Below are 17,271 nucleotides of genomic sequence, written 5' to 3'. Positions count from 1 at the left end.
ATGAAACCCCCTACTCCATTCTTTCAATGATGCGTAACTTGGCGCTGTGAGAACGATGATTTTCAGTTTGTTCTGCCGTACTCGGTCGAATTGGCTTTTTGGCAACGATCCGGAAATGCGGTTCTAACTCTGCCGGAATCACCGGTAAGTTAGGGGGCAAATCTGGAATCGTGGTTTGCTCTTTAAAAATCCGTTTGACCAGGCGCTCTTCCAATGACTGAAACGTAATGACGGCTAAGCGTCCGCGCGGTTTTAAAAGCGTTAACGCCTGTTCCAGGGATTCCTCTAGAGCCCCCAGTTCATCATTAACTGCAATCCGAACTGCTTGAAAAACCCGTTTTGATGGGTTCCCACCATGCCGACGAGCAGCAGCTGGAATGGCAGATTTCACTAACTCAGCTAGTTGCGTGGTCGTTTCAATCGGTTGTTGTTGACGTTCCCGCTCAATTTTACGGGCAATCTGCTTGGAGAATTTTTCTTCTCCATACCGAAAGAAAATTCGCACTAAGTCCTCATAGGGCCATTGATTCACCACTTGATAGGCATCCAAGCTTTGGCGTTGGTCCATTCGCATGTCTAACCGAGCGTCTCGTTGGTAACTAAATCCCCGTTCAGCATCATCAAATTGGGGTGAAGAAACCCCGAGGTCGTAAACGATTCCGTCCACATCCCTAACCCCTTGAGTGGCTAAATCCAGCTTTAAATTACGAAAATTATCGTGAATAAAGGTGACCTCTTGCTTCTGCAAATAAGGACGCAGGTGCGATTCATTGTAGGCAATGGCGGTTTGGTCTTGATCAAACGCATATAAATGGCCCGTAGTCAAATGCGACAAAATCAAAGCACTATGTCCGCCCCCACCAAGGGTGCAGTCCACATAGACGCCCGCTGGTTGAACGTTTAATCCAGCTACGGCTTCGTGTAATAATACTGTTTCGTGCTTAAATTCGGTCATTATCACTGACTCCTAAGGTTAAAAATCTAGTAAGTTTTCGGCGATTTCGTTGAAATCATCCTGAGCTTGGTCGTTATAGTTATCCCATTTTTCTGCATCCCAGATTTCAAAACGACTTGAAACCCCCGCCAACACACACTGCTTTTGCAAATGAGCGTACTGAAGCAGTGGCTCGGGCAGGTTAATTCGCCCCTGTTTATCAAGCTCGCATTCCGTCGCGGCGGAAAAAAAGAGGCGAGCAAAAGTCCGGGCATCCCGTTTATTAAACGGTAATTGATTAATTTCCGTCTGAACCTTTTCCCATTCTGCCTGCGGATAACCAAACAAACAGCCATCGAGTCCTCGGGTAACCATGAATTTGGGTCCCAGTTGCTCGCGAAATTTAGCGGGAATAATGAGGCGGCCCTTTGTGTCAACATTGTGACGATATTCACCAAGTAACAATAAAACCGCCTCCTATCCCCTAAATATAGTTTCAGTCTACCACAATCTCCCACTTTGAACCACTTAATTAAAAATTTTTACCACAAAAAAAGCAGCACGGGAACATGTGTTCCTATGCTGCTTAGAGCCGAAAACCAATTTCATAAATCAGGGCGATTACATAACAAGCTAGCCAGTACAAATCACCCAAACGCCACCAAGCAATTAAAAATGGTTTGAGAAGAATTTCACCATCTTTGAAAAACCAAATTACAAGCAAGAGTGCCCCACTTCCAAACCAAACACTGAGTAGCAACGGCAACCAGGTATTACCGTGGGCATCAATGGTGAGCAATGGCAGCATCGTAATGGCAAAGAACGGCCACACATCAACGACTTTCAGCTTTGTGAAAAAACGTTGGTGACTTAGTCGTTTCAAAAAACTGAGCAACAATGCCACTACTAAAAAAATCACCAAGGGCACTAGTTGTAATTGTAATAAAGTGCTAATTGACCCAGGGACATGAACCATGTGCATGCGAATCCCTCCTTTTTTTCATCATGATTTGCAAAGACCACCAGACACCTTTAAAATTATGATTAAACGAAAAATGAAAGTGGTGGTAAATTTGACAAAGTGGAAAGATAAAACAACCTTTCAAAAAATTCTGTACGTCTTCGTTTGGATTATGATTATTGTAACTCTGGCCGGAGTAATTTTGGGATCTGCTTTAACCCTTTTCGGTGGCTAACATCATTCGCAAATAAAGAGGACTGAAAATTTCGATTTTCAGTCCTCTTTTTGTTTGACTGCTTATTGATCGTCATTCTCTTGCTTATAAACCGTCCGAGGCGTACTACCCCGTTGTGGTCCAACGTAACCACGTTGCTCAAAATCATCAATAATACGTGCGGCCCGGTTATAACCGATGCGAAAACGTCGTTGTAGCATCGAGGTACTAGCCTTGTGTTCGTGAACTACAAACGCTAATGCCTCGTCAAAAAGTGGATCTTGATCTTCTTCAGCGGCTTCTGCTTCCATTTCTGAATCCGTCACTATCAAGTTATCGTCGTACTCGGGCTGGCCTTCCTGTTTGACGGCTGTAACAATCGTTTCGACATCTGTATCCGAAATAAACGATCCTTGTACTCGGTTCGGCCTGGTTTGCCCAATCGGCTGATACAGCATGTCTCCGCGTCCGAGCAATTTTTCTGCGCCGTTGGCATCCAAAATCGTCCGCGAATCAATTCCACTCGAAACAGCAAATGCAATTCGGGACGGAACGTTGGCCTTAATCAATCCAGTAATGACGTCAACCGATGGTCGTTGGGTGGCAAGCACCATGTGAACTCCTGCGGCCCGTCCCATCTGGGCCAAACGAATGATGGCACTTTCAACCTCGTTTGAAACGGTCATCATTAAATCGGCCAGTTCATCAACTACAACTACGATGTATGGCAAGGGAATTAAATTGGTCCCTTCCCGTTCGTTTTGTTCCCTCACAAACTGATTATAGCTTTCAATTTTCCGTTGACCACTCTTAGCAAACAATTCATATCGAGATTCCATCTCACTGACGACTTTATGCAACGCCCGAGCCGCCTTTTTCGGATCAGAAACTACTGGAGACAGTAAATGCGGAATCCCGTTATAGACACCCAATTCCACCCGTTTAGGGTCAATCAGCATTAGTTTAACCTGGTCGGGGCGCGCCTTGAGTAGCAAGCTAACCAACATTCCGTTAATAGCAACCGATTTTCCACTTCCCGTGGAACCGGCAATCAACAGGTGGGGCATCTTCGTCAAGTTACAAGACACCACGTTCCCGTTGACGTCTTTTCCCAGTGGCACCGTCAGATAATTGCTGCGATCTTGTGCTGACTGATGTTCAAAGACCTCCCGAAAGGAAACCATCGCCACTTCGCGGTTTGGCACTTCAATCCCAATTAACGACTTTCCAGGAATCGGGGCCTCAATCCGAATGTCTTTGGCTGCTAATGCCAATGCCAAGTCGTCACTCAGATTCACAATTTTACTAACCTTTACACCTACTGCTGGTTCTAATTCGTATTCCGTGACAGATGGACCCAAACTCACATGTTTTACTTGAGCATCAATTCCAAAACTACTCAAGGTTTCTTGAAGGGTTTCTGAATTATGGTTGGCTGTTGCCACCTCATTCGTTTGGTCCACCGGAGGGATTTGCTGTAGCAACTGTACAGACGGCAGCTGATAATCGCCTTCATTTTCACCTGCGGTAATGGTCGGCATCGGTTCGACCGGATCTGGTTCTGGAGCCGGTTGCTCACTAGCCACTTGCACGGCTGGTGTCTCTGGAGCTTGCGTGGTTGTTTCTAACGGTGCTGTAGAAGTAGAAGTCTCTGCTACAGGTTGATCAGTTTCACTTGACGCTGGTGTCATTGAAGTCGGATCTAACGGTGCTGAATCCGGTTTGGATCGGTGCTGCGGTGCTGATTTTCGGCGGTGATAAGCTGCTTGTGCCGCTGCTAACCAAGGTTTGACCAGTTTGAAACCCTGGCGTAATCCCTGGATTACGTTGATTCTGAGAATTAGTAAAATTCCGGTCAGGATTAAACCTAGAGCAAAAATTGTGGCTCCAATCCAGGAAAAAAGCTTGGCAAAAACCAGCAATAGACCGGCACCTAGGAGTCCACCACCAACGTCGCCAGTCACGCGACCGGTGCTTAAATCACCCAGCACGGTTTCCCAGGTAATCTGGATTAATTGGACGTGCAAACCCAGCCCGTTAAATTGCAGGATTGAAGCCCCCATTAGTACCCCTAGATTGACACAAATTAAACCTAACCAGCTACGTGCCGATAGACGAGGAAGGTGCAATTCTAAAAATCTAAGCACACTTAAAACTGCTGTAATTAACAAGGCCACTGGGTACAGGTTCCCCACCCCCAAGCGGGTTAAATTAGCAACACCAATTCCCACAATTCCTAGTTTAAACATCCCGAGCCCAGACAAAATCAAACCAACTAAGCCCAACAGATTACGGCGCTTGGTTCCCAAGTAGGCTATGATGCGATTTTGCCGCTGGTTTTTTTTCGTTTTCGTGGTTGCGTGGCGTCGCTTGGTTTTTGCTTGTGTTGTTCGTTTTCGCGTTGATTTTCTAACCGCCACAAAAATTCCTCTCTAATCTTTAAACTCTTTTAACTTATCGTGCTCATACGTATGCACTCGTTCTAACCCAACAAATGATTGTTGCCGTAATGCCTCGTAAATCACAATTGCACAGGTGTTTGACAAATTCAATGCTCGAATGTGCTCATCATCTTGCGGAATCCGCAGCGCCTGACGTGCATATTGTTGCTCAAACCGTTCGGGCAATCCCGTTGTTTCCTTGCCAAACACAAAGTAATAATCCTGATCGACATCATGATAATCCGGATCAGTGTAGGTCTTGGTCCCAAACTTTGAGATTAAAAACATGTTTTCAGGATCCGTAACCTTTTCTAAAAAAGCTGGTAGATTGTCATGATAGCGAATGTCCACCTTGTTCCAGTAATCTAATCCAGCCCGTTTGAGATGTTTATCATCCACCGAAAAGCCGAGGGGCTTAATCAGATCGAGAACCGTATCCGTTCCTGCGCAGGTCCGCGCAATATTTCCAGTATTAGCCGGCATTAGGGGTTCAAATAAAACAATGTGATTAGTCATAAATTTCTCCGCTTTCTATTTTCAACTTTAGACGTCCATTATAGCACACCTGTTCGCATTTCGTGCAGAGCGGCAAATGAACCAGCACGTGGTAAGATTAAGCTAAAGGAGGAAGAATTATGCACATTGAACCATTGATTTCAACCTTTCACGAGGTTCCCACGGCAAGTGAACAAGCCTTTTTACGAGTCGCCCTTGCCAATCATTACCAAACTCCCAGTCGCGGGTTAATTGCGGCAACCACCACCTATCTTCACGAACATCACCAGAGTTTAGACGTGTGGATTAGTGCGGATCCAAACACTAGCACCTGGAACGATGCGGAAATCAACCTAATGGAAGACGACCTCTTTCAGTGCCAGGAGCTGGGCGTGGACGGCGTTATTTTTGGTGCATTAACCCAGGATTTGCAATTAGACCAGGAAGCGCTGGAAGTCTTTTTAGGGGCATCAGCAGGAATGGAAGCCTTCTTCTCTCCGGCATTTACTAAATTACCCTCATCAAAATGGCCGTCCGCTTTACAGTGGCTCGACGACCACCAATTCCAGGGAATTGTTGCTGCCGATCATTTAGCAGAACTTCGAGAAGCCTTAGTCGCCTTTCCAAACCTGCAATTGGTACCAATTACAGAAACCACTACGGCTGCCCAAACGGTAGCCACCACGATCGACGTCCCGACCGTCATTGCTCCACTAACTGAATAAGCAAAAACGACTTTCTAACTAGGGAAGTCGTTTTTAGGCTGCATTAATTGCGAGAAGTAAGGGGGCACCGGTGCTGTAACGGTTACGGTTCGCTGAGTTAACGCATCAAAGAAGGACATCCGGTAGCAATGAAGTGCTTGATGCGGAAGCTCGTGATTAGTGGGATTATACAACCAGTCCCCCACTAATGGTAACCCGAGCGCTGCAAAATGCACCCGAATCTGGTGGGTTCGACCCGTATGCAGCTGAATTTTCACTAACGAATGCCGCATGGTGCGATCGAGCAACCAAAATTCGGTCTGCGCAAATTTACCGTCATTGACAACGGCTCGTTCTAAAAAGGAACCCGTTCGTCGTCCAATTGGCAGAATAATGGTAGCGTGGTCATTCACCGCCTGCCCGTCTAACAAGGCAATGTAATGTTTTTGGACTTCGTGCCGTTGCAATTTCCGATCCAACAGGGAGTGCGCCAGACTATTTTTAGCAAAAATCACCGGACCACTAGTGCCCTTGTCCAAGCGATTGACTACGTGAATCATCCGGTTCGCATACCCCTGACGCATGTAATAACCAAGGACTCGGTTAACTAGCGTGTGATTCGGATAAAGCGATGATGGCACGGTAGCTACCGTTGCCGGTTTATTCAAGATTAAATAGTTGTCGTCCTCAAATAAGATGGAAATCGAGCGCTCGGAAACCTGCAAATGCGGATTCTGAGGTTCGGGCGGCAAACTAACCGTTACCACATCACCCGGGTGAATTATTTCATGTGGATAGCAAATTTTTTGATTGACCTGTAATTCTCCTCCATGAAACTTCACCCGTTTTAACAGGGAACGAGTCACCCCGTGTTCCAACAAAAAAGTCCGCAGTTTAAGCGAACTCGATTGCTGATTTGTCCATTGAAACTTACTCATTCATATCATCGCCAATAAATGAATTACCGACCCGCTTCCAAAAGTGGGTGTGTCGGTACTTTGCAAAGTAAATCCGTCGTTCTGAAATGCGGTAGGTAATGGCTTTAATCGGACGATCCTTTACCATTAATTGATCACAAGTCAGCACGTTATGGAGCGAAACGTTGGGAACAATCGTCAGTTCTTCTGAAGGCGGAATGATGATTGGTGAGCCAATCGTTCGAAAGACCCGGTTGTTAATCGAAGCCATTTCGGCCATTTGTACGGCGTTAAAGCGTGGTGAGATGATGGCGCCTCCGACCGATTTATTGTAAGCCGTCGAACCCGTAGGCGTCGAAATACACAAACCATCACCCCGAAAATTTTCAAACAGTTGATCTTTGATGTAAACTTTTCCCACCATCGTGCCGAATAACTTTTTAACGGTTGATTCGTTGAGGGCCAGCATGTAGTCCGGTTCTCCCTGATCAGAATATTCAACCTTGATGTCTAATAACGGGTAACTGACACTCTGCCCGTTATCGCGTTCGAGACTGGAAACTAGTTGTTCGACCTCATTATCCCGCCAGTCGGTGTAAAACCCTAAATGACCGGTATGGACTCCTACAAACCGAATTTTTTCGGCCAGATCCTTATAATGATGAAACGCCGATAACAGCGTCCCATCGCCACCAACTGAAATCACAACTTCTGGGTTTAATTCGTCAAGTTGTAATTCGTTTGATTGATTAATTAATTTGGCTAACGCCGTGGCCACCGTGGTTGAGGAGGCGTTATCGTTTCCAAAAATGGCAATCCGCATCATTTTTCTCCTTTATTCGCTTGGTTTTGTTGCGCTTCCGAGGTGGAAAGCTCGTGGTGAATTTGCGACATTTCCTCATCTAGCTTAAAAGCCGTCTCAGAAGCAGCTTGCAGCCGCTTATGCACGTCTTCGGGAAATTCACCGGGATGCTTATAGTTTAACGAATGTTCCAGCGTGGCCCAGAAATTCATGGCCAACGTCCGCACCTGAATTTCCACGAGAATCTCGCGTTCTCCATCTAATAGTTGCAACGGATAGCGAAACACAATGTGATAAGAGCGGTAACCACTTTCCTTTTCATTATTAACGTAGTCTCGTTCGGAAACAATTTCCACGTCGTTACGCCGCCGCAACAATTGAACTACGTCAGAGACGTCGTCTAAAAAGGGACACATAATTCGTAATCCGCAGAGGTCTTCCATGTCTTCTGTCAATCGATCTGCGGTAATGTGGCGCCGTTGCATTTTTTCTTCAATACTCGGAATTGATTTAATCCGACTCGTCACAAATTCAATGGGCGAGTGTTCTCCCCTAACCTGAAATTCTTTGCGCATCCCGCGTAGTTTTACTTTCCATTCTTTTGCGGCTTGTTGATAGGGGAATAAGAGTTGCCCCCAGTTTTCATTCACAAAACCACCTCATTTACACTTGATAGTAACATCTTATCATATTCCGAACCCCAGCTCGGCAGTTCCAGAGACAAAATCATTGAAATTTAACTAAAGTTTGGTATTCTAGGTAGTGCATCTATTTATAAAGTTTATCTTAAAAAGTTTAAATTTCGAGAAAGGATTGTGCGGAATGATTGAAATGTACTTATTTGTAGAACCAACTTGTTCCACCTGTTTAACCGCGGAACAAGCCGTTACCAAAGTTGCCGATAACTTAACCCAAAAAGTGCGTGTAAAGTTCATTCCGTACCTTCAACTCGGAGTAATTAACAGCGCACACCATCAACTTGATTACCAAATTACATTAGACTACAAAGCCGCCCTCTTTCAAGGGTGCAAAAAAGGGCGAGAATTCTTGCAACATTTGCAAACAGAAATTATCACGAACCAAACTACTTATTCAGAAGCATTAGCCGAACAGATGGCTCGGACTACAAACCTAGATTTAGAGATGTTTCAAGAGGATCGTGCATCCAATCTCCCACAATCCGCCTTTAAATCCGACCAAGAATTGATCCGGGAAATGGGTGTGGAAGACCACGATAACCTCGTGATTTTCAACTGTGCGAGTTGTGCCAACGGCCTTTTGATTAAAGATTTAGGCTATCAACATTTACATACCCTATGCACCGAGATGGAAGCCAAGATTCAAAAAGAATCTGGTACACCCAACTTGCGGGTGCTGTAAAGACTAGCAAACGCTAGTCTTTTTCTTTAGCCCGAATGGCTCGTTTTTTCTGGATTCCGTCTGCAAACCAGTGCTCATTTTTCTGCCAGTATAATTGCTGGTGACACTGTTTCACTATCCCAGCCCGTACTAGCTGATTGGCAAATTGCTTAACAATAACAGTTACGTGTTGTTGTAAATCATCCAGTAAGGGAAACTGCAGCTGGCTTTCTAACGCCTGCACTAGATCAGTTAAGTTAACTGAATGATTTGTTTCCAGTTCTAACAATATTTGGATTCGCCAGTTTAACCACCAGATTGCCGTTTGTAACGGTGGAACCCAACGAGGAACATGACAAATCAGTGGACAACCTTGTAATAAGTGACGCTTTTGATAACAAGTTTGTTGCAGTTTTACCACGGCTGGATTTTTCCATTGCAACTGGTTTTCTACCCATTCTTGAAATAGTCTCAAGGATGGCACCGTTGGCTGCGTTAGTTGTGGGTGTTGCAAGAACTGCATTAATGCCGCACCGGTGCTAAACGATTGCTCCGAAAAGGTCAACCATTGATCCACCAAGCGAAGCTGATAACGGATTACGAACCGCGTCGGCTGCTCTAAAAGAAAGAGCAAGTAATAGCCCACCGTTGGCCGATACGCCAAAAACTTCAACACGCTGGCAGCGGTTTTACGCCGCAAGTAATACGCGCGCCCTAATAGCCATTCGGAGTGAAGCTCTAGGCTTCGGTAGCCTTGGATTCGTTCGCAAAACCGAGTTAGTGAAAGCGGACTACATTGAAATTCAAGCACTAGGTGGTGGTTCACCAGTACATCTGGTCGTTGGCGAATCGCATCTAGATACCATTCCACCTGGACGGTTCCATACCGTTGACTTTGTTCCCATAAAAAGAATTTCCCTGCTAGATGCTCCTGCGTCTCAGGTTCACCGATATGGCAACCCGTATTTTGACGGTGGGCAAAATGAGCCACTTTAAAACTACCCCGTCGTAAAAGAACCGTTGCCGCACAGTTAGGACAGTGGTAATCTTGCCCCCGTTCAGCGGAGCAAGCATCGATTCGTTTTTGTTCAGTCGTCATTGCTATTAACAAACACACCACCCTTGCAGAAGATACGAAAAAAGGCCACGTTTCCGTGGTCTTTTTGATTAGTTTAATTAAAGTAATGGGTCAACGTTTTAACTGCCTGTTGCGCAATGATAGGTTGCGCTGATTGTTCCAGTTGCTCAGAGCGCATGGGACTTAACTCACCAAATTCATAGAATAAACTGAGCTGGTCGTCAATCGCGTCTAACTGAGTTTTAATCTCATCCCAAGTAGGATCCACGTTGTCCGGTAACAATTGGTAACGCAGCACTAGATAATACTGGTCTTCGCGCTTATATAACGCTGTTGCCAATTTAACCCCGTGAATCCGAAGTTGCCGTTGGGCAGCCTGAATCCCGCTTAGAAGTTCTTCAAAGCTAGCAAAGCGAATCGGAACCACTCTGGTTAAATGATCTGCATCAAAAACATCGCTGCTCTGTTGTTTTTGCTTCATTTTTGTAAATTTTTCTTTGGATTCTTCCGAAGCAAAGTTCACGTTGGCTTCTGTGAGTTGAGAAACCAACCGGTCATCCTTACTGATGATCATTTCAAACCCATCGTGGGCGGGTAAAACTTGAAAGGAAACCAGGTCGTTGTTCTGAAACTCGTGATCAACATCAACCTCTTCGAGGATTTGGTAGAAGAATTGTTCGACATCATCCTGATTTTCCATAAGATCTAAAAGATTAACGTGCCGCTCTTGTAAGTCCTTGTTAGTGACCCAAACTTTAATCGTATTTTCATTTGTTTTTTCAAATTTCAAAACGATCCCTCTTTTAATCTAAATATTAATTACCATTCCCGTGTGCGGAAGTTGCACCGGAAGCTGGTTGTGACTGGCCACCGTAGTTTCTTGTAATAACCGGTTACGGTCTGCCGTTTGAGGCAAATGACTAATTAGCAATGAGTGCACGTGTGCTTTTAGAGCCATTTCCCCAACCTGAGTAGTAGTCATATGCCAGATTTTCCCCGGTTGATTAGCAAAGAAATTGGTGTCAGCAATCAACTGGTCTGCATCATGAGCAAATTTTGTCAGTGCGGGAAAAATCTTTGAATCAGCAGTATAAACCAAAACTTTTCCGGTGTCACGTTCTTTGATTCTCATTGCAAATGCTGGCACTGGATGTTCCGTCCGTAAGAACTTAATTTCAAAGGGTTCAATCTGGTTAACCGTTTCAGGATCATAGGCCCGCTTTTCCGTTGCCGCGGGCCAATCTAAGCCGTCAAACGCTGCTTGATCGAAAACATGACCATAAATGGGTAGTAGTTCATGTTGATACCGTTCCGAGTGTAATTGCCAGTAGTATTGTAAAACTCCAACGTCGGCCACGTGATCAGCATGGTAGTGCGATAATAAGACCGCATCTAAGCGTAAAGGATCTAAAACGTCCTCTAGCTCCATTAATACCCCACTGCCACAATCTAAGAGCAAATTAAAACCATTTGCTTGTAACAAGTATCCGCTGGTTCCCGTATTTTGATAAGGATAACCACCATAATAACCTAAAACAGTTAATTTCATTGCCTGACCTCATTTAACAATCTTTTTTCTTTTAACTTCCTCCACTTTATTCTAAACTAAAAGTAGATAAAATGATTGGAGGATTACCATGATCAGAAAAATTTCCGTAACATTTGGATCAGAAGCCATTCTGGAACAGATTATGAAGAAATATCCCGAACGACACATGGCATTATTTGCCGCTGCTAACAACGCCCACGGAATGCAGTTAGTAGATTATTCTGGTGAAGATTCCGTTTTCACTTCGCCAGTTGTCTACGAAGTGAATGCTCACGCAGGTAGTGATGACTGGTGGCACTACATTAGCTACATCGAAATCAGTCCTAGCAAAGACCAGCGACAAATTCTAGATGCTCAAGTTAGCAACTTTATGAGCAATCCGGATACTCCTACTGGAATGACGGGGGTTTACTATCTAACCGCCGAAGGTAATAGTGACAGTCGGATATTATTAACCCTGTGGAAACAGCAATATGATTGCATGAAATGGGAAAAAAGTGAGCAACACGATTTTGTTTCGTACCAAACCTTTAAGAATGATTTTAGTGCTAACTACCACGAGATTGGTTATCAACGGATTCAACCTAAAGCATAAAAAAAGAGATGAAAAATTCATCTCTTTTTTTAACGGTCCGTACGAGACTCGAACTCGTGATCTCCTGCGTGACAGGCAGGCGTCTTAAACCGACTGGACCAACGGACCAATTGCGGGGGCTGGATTTGAACCAACGACCTCCGGGTTATGAGCCCGACGAGCTACCAGACTGCTCTACCCCGCGATAATATTCAAATAAAAAAATGACCCGTACGGGATTCGAACCCATGTTACTGCCGTGAAAGGGCAGTGTCTTAAACCACTTGACCAACGGGTCAAAAAACGGAGAAGGAGAGATTCGAACTCTCGCGCCGCTTACGCGACCTACACCCTTAGCAGGGGCGCCTCTTCAGCCACTTGAGTACTTCTCCAGATGGGCCTAAGTGGACTCGAACCACCGACCTCACGCTTATCAGGCGTGCGCTCTAAACCAGCTGAGCTATAGGCCCAAAATAAAAGCGGGTGACGAGAATCGAACTCGCGACAATAGCTTGGAAGGCTATGGTTTTACCACTAAACTACACCCGCATAACATATTTAATTAACGAAACAAGTGGCGCGGGACAGAATCGAACTGCCGACACACGGAGCTTCAATCCGTTGCTCTACCAACTGAGCTACCGAGCCATATCAAAGCGGTCCGTACGAGACTCGAACTCGTGATCTCCTGCGTGACAGGCAGGCGTCTTAAACCGACTGGACCAACGGACCAATTGCGGGGGCTGGATTTGAACCAACGACCTCCGGGTTATGAGCCCGACGAGCTACCAGACTGCTCTACCCCGCGATAATAAAAGGAGGATGAGAGATTCGAACTCTCGCGCGATTTGACTCGCCTGACGGTTTTCAAGACCGTTCCCTTCAGCCAGACTTGGGTAATCCTCCGTCAAACAGAAATAAGTATAGCATATACATATAAGGCCGTCAACAATAATTTGACAAATGGATCTTGTAGGACTCGAACCTACGACCGGACGGTTATGAGCCGTCTGCTCTAAACCAACTGAGCTAAAGATCCAAGACCTAATCGCGGCGGAGGGAATCGAACCCCCGACCTCTCGGGTATGAACCGAACGCTCTAGCCAGCTGAGCTACACCGCGATTAATAGGCAAATATTACCTAAAAATAGATATTAAAATATCTAATCGGGAAGACAGGATTCGAACCTGCGACCCCCTGGTCCCAAACCAGGTGCTCTACCAAGCTGAGCTACTTCCCGAACAAATGCACCTAGCAGGAGTCGAACCTGCAACCTTCTGATTCGTAGTCAGACACTCTATCCAATTGCGCTATAGGTGCATAAATGCCGAGGACCGGGATCGAACCGGTACGGTCATTACTGACCGCAGGATTTTAAGTCCTGTGCGTCTGCCAATTCCGCCACCCCGGCAAAAGGTGGTACAAAGCGGAAGACGGGATTCGAACCCGCGACCTCCACCATGGCAAGGTGGCGTTCTACCACTGAACTACTTCCGCATAATGCCGACTAGAGGATTCGAACCTCCGACCCCCTGTTTACAAGACAGGTGCTCTGCCAACTGAGCTAAGTCGGCATATGCTATATAATTAATGAGCCGTGGCAGGTTCGAACTGCCGACCCTCTGATTAAAAGTCAGATGCTCTACCGACTGAGCTAACGGCTCAAGATGGAAGATACAGGGCTCGAACCTGTGACCCTCTGCTTGTAAGGCAGACGCTCTCCCAACTGAGCTAATCTTCCAATTCGCGTGGCGACGTCCTATCCTCGCAGGGGGCGATCCCCCAACTACTTTTGGCGTGCTAAAGCTTAACTGCTGTGTTCGGCATGGGAACAGGTGTATCCTTTAGGCTATCGCCACCACACTCTGAGTGAACTTCGTTCCCTCAAAACTAGCTAATATTATTTCCTTCCGATTCTACCATTGTGCTTTCCTTGGTTAAGTCCTCGACTGATTAGTATTAGTCCGCTGCACGTATCGCTACGCTTCCACTTCTAACCTATCGACCTGATCATCTTTCAGGAGTCTTACTTCCATATAGGAATGGGAAATCTCATCTTGAGGCGAGTTTCACACTTAGATGCTTTCAGCGTTTATCTCATCCATACATAGCTACTCAGCGGTGCGCCTGGCGGCGCAACTGATACACCAGCGGTATGTCCATCCCGGTCCTCTCGTACTAGGGACAGCTCCTCTCAAATTTCCTGCGCCCGCGACGGATAGGGACCGAACTGTCTCACGACGTTCTGAACCCAGCTCGCGTACCGCTTTAATGGGCGAACAGCCCAACCCTTGGGACCAACTACAGCCCCAGGATGCGATGAGCCGACATCGAGGTGCCAAACCTCCCCGTCGATGTGAACTCTTGGGGGAGATAAGCCTGTTATCCCCAGGGTAGCTTTTATCCGTTGAGCGATGGCCCTTCCATACGGTACCACCGGATCACTAAGTCCGACTTTCGTCCCTGCTCGACTTGTCTGTCTCGCAGTCAAGCTTGCTTCTGCCTTTACACTTACAGAATGATTTCCAACCATTCTAAGCAAACCTTTGAGCGCCTCCGTTACTATTTAGGAGGCGACCGCCCCAGTCAAACTGCCAACCAGACACTGTCTCCGAGCACGATTAGTGCTCAGGGTTAGAGTGTTCACATAGCAAGGGTAGTATCCCACGGGTGCCTCCACCGAGACTAGCGTCCCGGTTTCAATGGCTCCTACCTATCCTGTACAAGCTATGTAAACACCCAATATCAAGCTACAGTAAAGCTCCATGGGGTCTTTCCGTCCTGTCGCGGGTAACCTGCTTCTTCACAGGTATCTTAATTTCACCGAGTCTCTCGTTGAGACAGTACTCAAATCGTTACGCCTTTCGTGCGGGTCGGAACTTACCCGACAAGGAATTTCGCTACCTTAGGACCGTTATAGTTACGGCCGCCGTTTACTGGGGCTTCATTTCGAGGCGTCGCCGAAGCTAACCTTTCCACTTAACCTTCCAGCACCGGGCAGGCGTCAGCCCATATACTTCATCTTACGATTTTGCATAAACCTGTGTTTTTGATAAACAGTCGTTTGAGTCTTTTCACTGCGGCTGACCTGACGGTCAGCACCCCTTCTTCCGAAGTTACGGGGTCATTTTGCCGAGTTCCTTAACGAGAGTTCTCTCGCTCACCTGAGGATTCTCTCCTCGACTACCTGTGTCGGTTTGCGGTACGGGTAGTTAATTACTCACTAGAAGCTTTTCTCGGCAGCGTGACATCGGTTGCTTCTCTACTTTAATTTCGATCCTCATCAACGCTTGTCAACCCGGTCAGAAGCATTTCACTCCTCACCTGACTTACGTTTTAAACATCCTTTTCCAGCCGGATGCTCAACCTAGCCTTCTGCGTCCCTCCATCGTTCCAACATAATTAACTAGTACAGGAATCTCAACCTGTTATCCATCGCCTACGCTTCTCAGCCTCGGCTTAGGTCCCGACTAACCCTGGGTGGACGAGCCTTCCCCAGGAAACCTTAGTCATTCGGTGGACCAGATTCTCACTGGTCTTTCGCTACTCATACCGGCATTCTCACTTCTAAGCGCTCCAACAGTCCTTCCGGTCTGCCTTCATTGCCCTTAGAACGCTCTCCTATCACGCAACGTAGTTGCGTCCGCAGTCTCGGTAATATGCTTAGCCCCGGTAAATTTTCGGCGCAGAATCACTCGACTAGTGAGCTATTACGCACTCTTTAAATGGTGGCTGCTTCTGAGCCAACATCCTAGTTGTCTAAGCAACTCCACTTCCTTTTCCACTTAGCATATATTTAGGGACCTTAACTGGCGGTCTGGGCTGTTCCCCTTTCGACGATGGATCTTATCACTCATCGTCTGACTCCCGGACATAAATCAATGGTATTCGGAGTTTATCTGAACTCAGTAATCCAAGACGGACCCCTCGCTCAAACAGTGGCTCTACCTCCATGATTCTAATTCCGAGGCTAGCCCTAAAGCTATTTCGGAGAGAACCAGCTATCTCCAAGTTCGTTTGGAATTTCACCGCTATCCACACCTCATCCCAGCACTTTTCAACGTACACGGGTTCGGACCTCCGGTGCGTATTACCGCACTTTCATCCTGGACATGGATAGATCACCTGGTTTCGGGTCTACGGCAACATACTAATTCGCCCTCTTAAGACTCGCTTTCGCTGCGGCTCCGCTTCTTCGGCTTAACCTTGCATGCAACTGTAACTCGCCGGTTCATTCTACAAGAGGCACGCCATCACCCCTTAACGGGCTCTGACTGCTTGTAGGCACATGGTTGCAGGAACTATTTCACTCCCCTTCCGGGGTGCTTTTCACCTTTCCCTCACGGTACTGGTTCACTATCGGTCACTAGGGAGTATTTAGCCTTGGGAGATGGTCCTCCCAGATTCCGACGCCGTTTCACGTGTGGCGCCGTACTCAGGATCCTGAACTGAGGGAATTCAATTTCGCTTACGAGACTATCACTCTCTTTGGTGCAGCTTCCCAACTGCTTCAGCTATCAAATTCTTTTGTAACTCAAATGTTCAGTCCTACAACCCCGAACCACGAAGGTTCGGTTTGGGCTATTCCCAGTTCGCTCGCCGCTACTTTGGGAATCGAAATTTCTTTATCTTCCTGTGGGTACTTAGATGTTTCAGTTCCCCACGTCTGCCTCTGCGTAGCTATGAATTCACTACGTAGTGATTAGTCATTACCCTAATCGAGTTTCCTCATTCGGAAATCTCCGGATCACAGCTTACTTACAGCTCCCCGAAGCATATCGGTGTTAGTTCCGTCCTTCATCGGCTCCTAGTACCAAGGCATTCACCATGCGCCCTTTCTAACTTAACCTATAATCCGACGGATTATAAATTATTGAGTTTAGCGATTAAACACATTAAAAAACTCAAATTACACAATGGTTTTCTCGGTTAAAATTATATCAATCAATATAATTCTTACAGAAAATAATATTATCTAGTTTTCAAAGAACCAAACGGTACTAAAACTACTAGTACCAATGGAGAATAGCGGGATCGAACCGCTGACCTCCTGCTTGCAAAGCAGGTGCTCTCCCAGCTGAGCTAATTCCCCAAAATTCAATTATCATACCGTAACAACGGCGATGGGCCTAAGTGGACTCGAACCACCGACCTCACGCTTATCAGGCGTGCGCTCTAAACCAGCTGAGCTATAGGCCCAAAAAGCGCGGATGGTACTGTGAGAGTAGTTCTCTCAAAACTA

15 protein-coding genes, 21 tRNA genes and 2 rRNA genes are annotated in these 17,271 nt (G+C 46.3%); 4 read left to right on the top strand and 34 right to left on the bottom strand.

The genetic code is table 11. The features are described 5' to 3' along the window. Positions 1–10 precede the first annotated feature (10 nt). The 3 genes from rsmH to M3M38_RS06890 form a co-directional block, all read right to left on the bottom strand. Positions 11–955 (bottom strand): 16S rRNA (cytosine(1402)-N(4))-methyltransferase RsmH, encoded by a 945-nt coding sequence (gene rsmH, locus M3M38_RS06900; protein WP_252814011.1) that lies wholly within the window; start codon positions 953–955, stop codon positions 11–13. A gap of 18 nt (positions 956–973) precedes the next feature. Continuing rightward, positions 974–1,399 (bottom strand): division/cell wall cluster transcriptional repressor MraZ, encoded by a 426-nt coding sequence (gene mraZ / locus M3M38_RS06895; RefSeq protein WP_252767000.1) that lies wholly within the window; start codon positions 1,397–1,399, stop codon positions 974–976. 121 nt (positions 1,400–1,520) lie between these two features. Beyond that, positions 1,521–1,916: a DUF3397 family protein gene (locus M3M38_RS06890; RefSeq protein ID WP_252814010.1), complete on the bottom strand. Its 396-nt coding sequence runs from the start codon at positions 1,914–1,916 to the stop codon at positions 1,521–1,523. An 82-nt stretch (positions 1,917–1,998) separates the two neighbouring features. Here M3M38_RS06890 and M3M38_RS06885 point away from each other — a divergent pair, with 82 nt between their 5' ends. Continuing rightward, positions 1,999–2,130 carry a DUF4044 domain-containing protein gene (locus tag M3M38_RS06885; protein WP_338029983.1) on the top strand — a complete coding sequence of 44 codons (132 nt, stop codon included), beginning with the start codon at positions 1,999–2,001 and terminating at the stop codon, positions 2,128–2,130. 62 nt (positions 2,131–2,192) lie between these two features. Here the strand turns inward: M3M38_RS06885 and M3M38_RS06880 are convergent, their stop codons facing one another. Next, positions 2,193–4,358 carry a DNA translocase FtsK gene (locus M3M38_RS06880; protein WP_420842674.1) on the bottom strand — a complete coding sequence of 722 codons (2,166 nt, stop codon included), beginning with the start codon at positions 4,356–4,358 and terminating at the stop codon, positions 2,193–2,195. A 183-nt stretch (positions 4,359–4,541) separates the two neighbouring features. Then, the gene (locus M3M38_RS06875) at positions 4,542–5,066 is read right to left on the bottom strand and encodes a tRNA (cytidine(34)-2'-O)-methyltransferase (protein ID WP_252766997.1); all 525 of its coding nucleotides are present in this window, start codon (positions 5,064–5,066) and stop codon (positions 4,542–4,544) included. A 119-nt stretch (positions 5,067–5,185) separates the two neighbouring features. Here M3M38_RS06875 and M3M38_RS06870 point away from each other — a divergent pair, with 119 nt between their 5' ends. Next, positions 5,186–5,770: a copper homeostasis protein CutC gene (locus M3M38_RS06870; protein ID WP_252766996.1), complete on the top strand. Its 585-nt coding sequence runs from the start codon at positions 5,186–5,188 to the stop codon at positions 5,768–5,770. A 14-nt stretch (positions 5,771–5,784) separates the two neighbouring features. On the opposite strand, the gene M3M38_RS06865 is transcribed toward M3M38_RS06870, so the two are convergent. Genes M3M38_RS06865 through M3M38_RS06855 form a run of 3 tightly spaced genes read right to left on the bottom strand, consistent with a single transcriptional unit; the run spans position 5,785 to position 8,118 of the window. Continuing rightward, positions 5,785–6,687, bottom strand: coding sequence for an RluA family pseudouridine synthase (locus M3M38_RS06865; protein WP_252814008.1), 903 nt, complete (start codon positions 6,685–6,687; stop codon positions 5,785–5,787). Further along, positions 6,680–7,489, bottom strand: a complete 810-nt coding sequence (locus tag M3M38_RS06860) for an NAD kinase (protein WP_252766994.1) — start codon at positions 7,487–7,489, stop codon at positions 6,680–6,682. The genes M3M38_RS06865 and M3M38_RS06860 overlap by 8 nt, the downstream gene beginning before the upstream one ends. Next, positions 7,489–8,118 carry a GTP pyrophosphokinase gene (locus M3M38_RS06855; protein ID WP_252814007.1) on the bottom strand — a complete coding sequence of 210 codons (630 nt, stop codon included), beginning with the start codon at positions 8,116–8,118 and terminating at the stop codon, positions 7,489–7,491. Before M3M38_RS06855 ends, M3M38_RS06860 begins: the two co-directional genes overlap by 1 nt. A 172-nt stretch (positions 8,119–8,290) precedes the next feature. Here M3M38_RS06855 and M3M38_RS06850 point away from each other — a divergent pair, with 172 nt between their 5' ends. Beyond that, positions 8,291–8,848 carry a DsbA family protein gene (locus M3M38_RS06850; RefSeq protein ID WP_252766992.1) on the top strand — a complete coding sequence of 186 codons (558 nt, stop codon included), beginning with the start codon at positions 8,291–8,293 and terminating at the stop codon, positions 8,846–8,848. A 13-nt stretch (positions 8,849–8,861) separates the two neighbouring features. On the opposite strand, the gene M3M38_RS06845 is transcribed toward M3M38_RS06850, so the two are convergent. The 3 genes from M3M38_RS06845 to M3M38_RS06835 all read right to left on the bottom strand — a co-directional run bounded on the left by M3M38_RS06845 (position 8,862) and on the right by M3M38_RS06835 (position 11,454). Next, complete coding sequence (locus M3M38_RS06845) at positions 8,862–9,926, bottom strand: competence protein CoiA (RefSeq protein ID WP_252814006.1); 1,065 nt, start codon at positions 9,924–9,926, stop codon at positions 8,862–8,864. Between the two features lie 73 nt (positions 9,927–9,999). Next, positions 10,000–10,695, bottom strand: coding sequence for an adaptor protein MecA (locus M3M38_RS06840; protein ID WP_252814005.1), 696 nt, complete (start codon positions 10,693–10,695; stop codon positions 10,000–10,002). 18 nt (positions 10,696–10,713) lie between these two features. Next, entirely contained in the window at positions 10,714–11,454 is a 741-nt protein-coding gene (locus M3M38_RS06835) for an MBL fold metallo-hydrolase (protein WP_252814004.1), read from the bottom strand. A gap of 88 nt (positions 11,455–11,542) precedes the next feature. On the opposite strand from M3M38_RS06835, the gene M3M38_RS06830 reads away from it, so the two are divergent. Further along, complete coding sequence (locus M3M38_RS06830; RefSeq protein ID WP_252814003.1) at positions 11,543–12,049, top strand: hypothetical protein; 507 nt, start codon at positions 11,543–11,545, stop codon at positions 12,047–12,049. Between the two features lie 33 nt (positions 12,050–12,082). Here the strand turns inward: M3M38_RS06830 and M3M38_RS06825 are convergent. The 23 genes from M3M38_RS06825 to M3M38_RS06715 all read right to left on the bottom strand — a co-directional run bounded on the left by M3M38_RS06825 (position 12,083) and on the right by M3M38_RS06715 (position 17,228). Beyond that, positions 12,083–12,157 (bottom strand) — tRNA-Asp (locus M3M38_RS06825). A 2-nt stretch (positions 12,158–12,159) separates the two neighbouring features. Further along, positions 12,160–12,233, bottom strand: a tRNA-Met gene (locus tag M3M38_RS06820). Between the two features lie 20 nt (positions 12,234–12,253). Continuing rightward, a tRNA-Glu gene (locus tag M3M38_RS06815) sits at positions 12,254–12,326 on the bottom strand. A gap of 6 nt (positions 12,327–12,332) precedes the next feature. Next, positions 12,333–12,420: transfer RNA gene (locus M3M38_RS06810), tRNA-Ser, on the bottom strand. Positions 12,421–12,423: 3 nt separating this feature from the next. Beyond that, a tRNA-Ile gene (locus M3M38_RS06805) sits at positions 12,424–12,498 on the bottom strand. A gap of 8 nt (positions 12,499–12,506) precedes the next feature. Further along, positions 12,507–12,577: transfer RNA gene (locus M3M38_RS06800), tRNA-Gly, on the bottom strand. Positions 12,578–12,603: 26 nt separating this feature from the next. Then, positions 12,604–12,676, bottom strand: a tRNA-Phe gene (locus M3M38_RS06795). 9 nt (positions 12,677–12,685) lie between these two features. Continuing rightward, a tRNA-Asp gene (locus M3M38_RS06790) sits at positions 12,686–12,760 on the bottom strand. 2 nt (positions 12,761–12,762) lie between these two features. Continuing rightward, a tRNA-Met gene (locus tag M3M38_RS06785) sits at positions 12,763–12,836 on the bottom strand. An 8-nt stretch (positions 12,837–12,844) separates the two neighbouring features. Next, positions 12,845–12,934 (bottom strand) — tRNA-Ser (locus M3M38_RS06780). A 58-nt stretch (positions 12,935–12,992) separates the two neighbouring features. Continuing rightward, positions 12,993–13,067, bottom strand: a tRNA-Ile gene (locus tag M3M38_RS06775). Positions 13,068–13,076: 9 nt separating this feature from the next. Beyond that, a tRNA-Met gene (locus M3M38_RS06770) sits at positions 13,077–13,150 on the bottom strand. Positions 13,151–13,195: 45 nt separating this feature from the next. Beyond that, positions 13,196–13,269: transfer RNA gene (locus M3M38_RS06765), tRNA-Pro, on the bottom strand. A 6-nt stretch (positions 13,270–13,275) separates the two neighbouring features. Then, positions 13,276–13,349 (bottom strand) — tRNA-Arg (locus tag M3M38_RS06760). 5 nt (positions 13,350–13,354) lie between these two features. Next, positions 13,355–13,440: transfer RNA gene (locus M3M38_RS06755), tRNA-Leu, on the bottom strand. A gap of 14 nt (positions 13,441–13,454) precedes the next feature. Continuing rightward, a tRNA-Gly gene (locus tag M3M38_RS06750) sits at positions 13,455–13,526 on the bottom strand. A 4-nt stretch (positions 13,527–13,530) separates the two neighbouring features. Beyond that, positions 13,531–13,603: transfer RNA gene (locus M3M38_RS06745), tRNA-Thr, on the bottom strand. Between the two features lie 17 nt (positions 13,604–13,620). Beyond that, positions 13,621–13,693: transfer RNA gene (locus M3M38_RS06740), tRNA-Lys, on the bottom strand. A gap of 4 nt (positions 13,694–13,697) precedes the next feature. Next, positions 13,698–13,770 (bottom strand) — tRNA-Val (locus M3M38_RS06735). Between the two features lie 5 nt (positions 13,771–13,775). Continuing rightward, positions 13,776–13,892 (bottom strand): 5S ribosomal RNA (gene rrf, locus M3M38_RS06730). Between the two features lie 70 nt (positions 13,893–13,962). Continuing rightward, positions 13,963–16,878, bottom strand: a 23S ribosomal RNA gene (locus M3M38_RS06725). A gap of 170 nt (positions 16,879–17,048) precedes the next feature. Continuing rightward, positions 17,049–17,121: transfer RNA gene (locus M3M38_RS06720), tRNA-Ala, on the bottom strand. Between the two features lie 32 nt (positions 17,122–17,153). Beyond that, a tRNA-Ile gene (locus M3M38_RS06715) sits at positions 17,154–17,228 on the bottom strand. Positions 17,229–17,271 lie beyond the last annotated feature (43 nt).

The organism is Fructilactobacillus cliffordii, assembly GCF_024029355.1.
GTDB classification, from domain to species: domain Bacteria; phylum Bacillota; class Bacilli; order Lactobacillales; family Lactobacillaceae; genus Fructilactobacillus; species Fructilactobacillus cliffordii.
The sequence above is the reverse complement of the archived record's forward strand: the minus strand, read 5'-3'. Positions and strand labels throughout refer to the sequence as shown.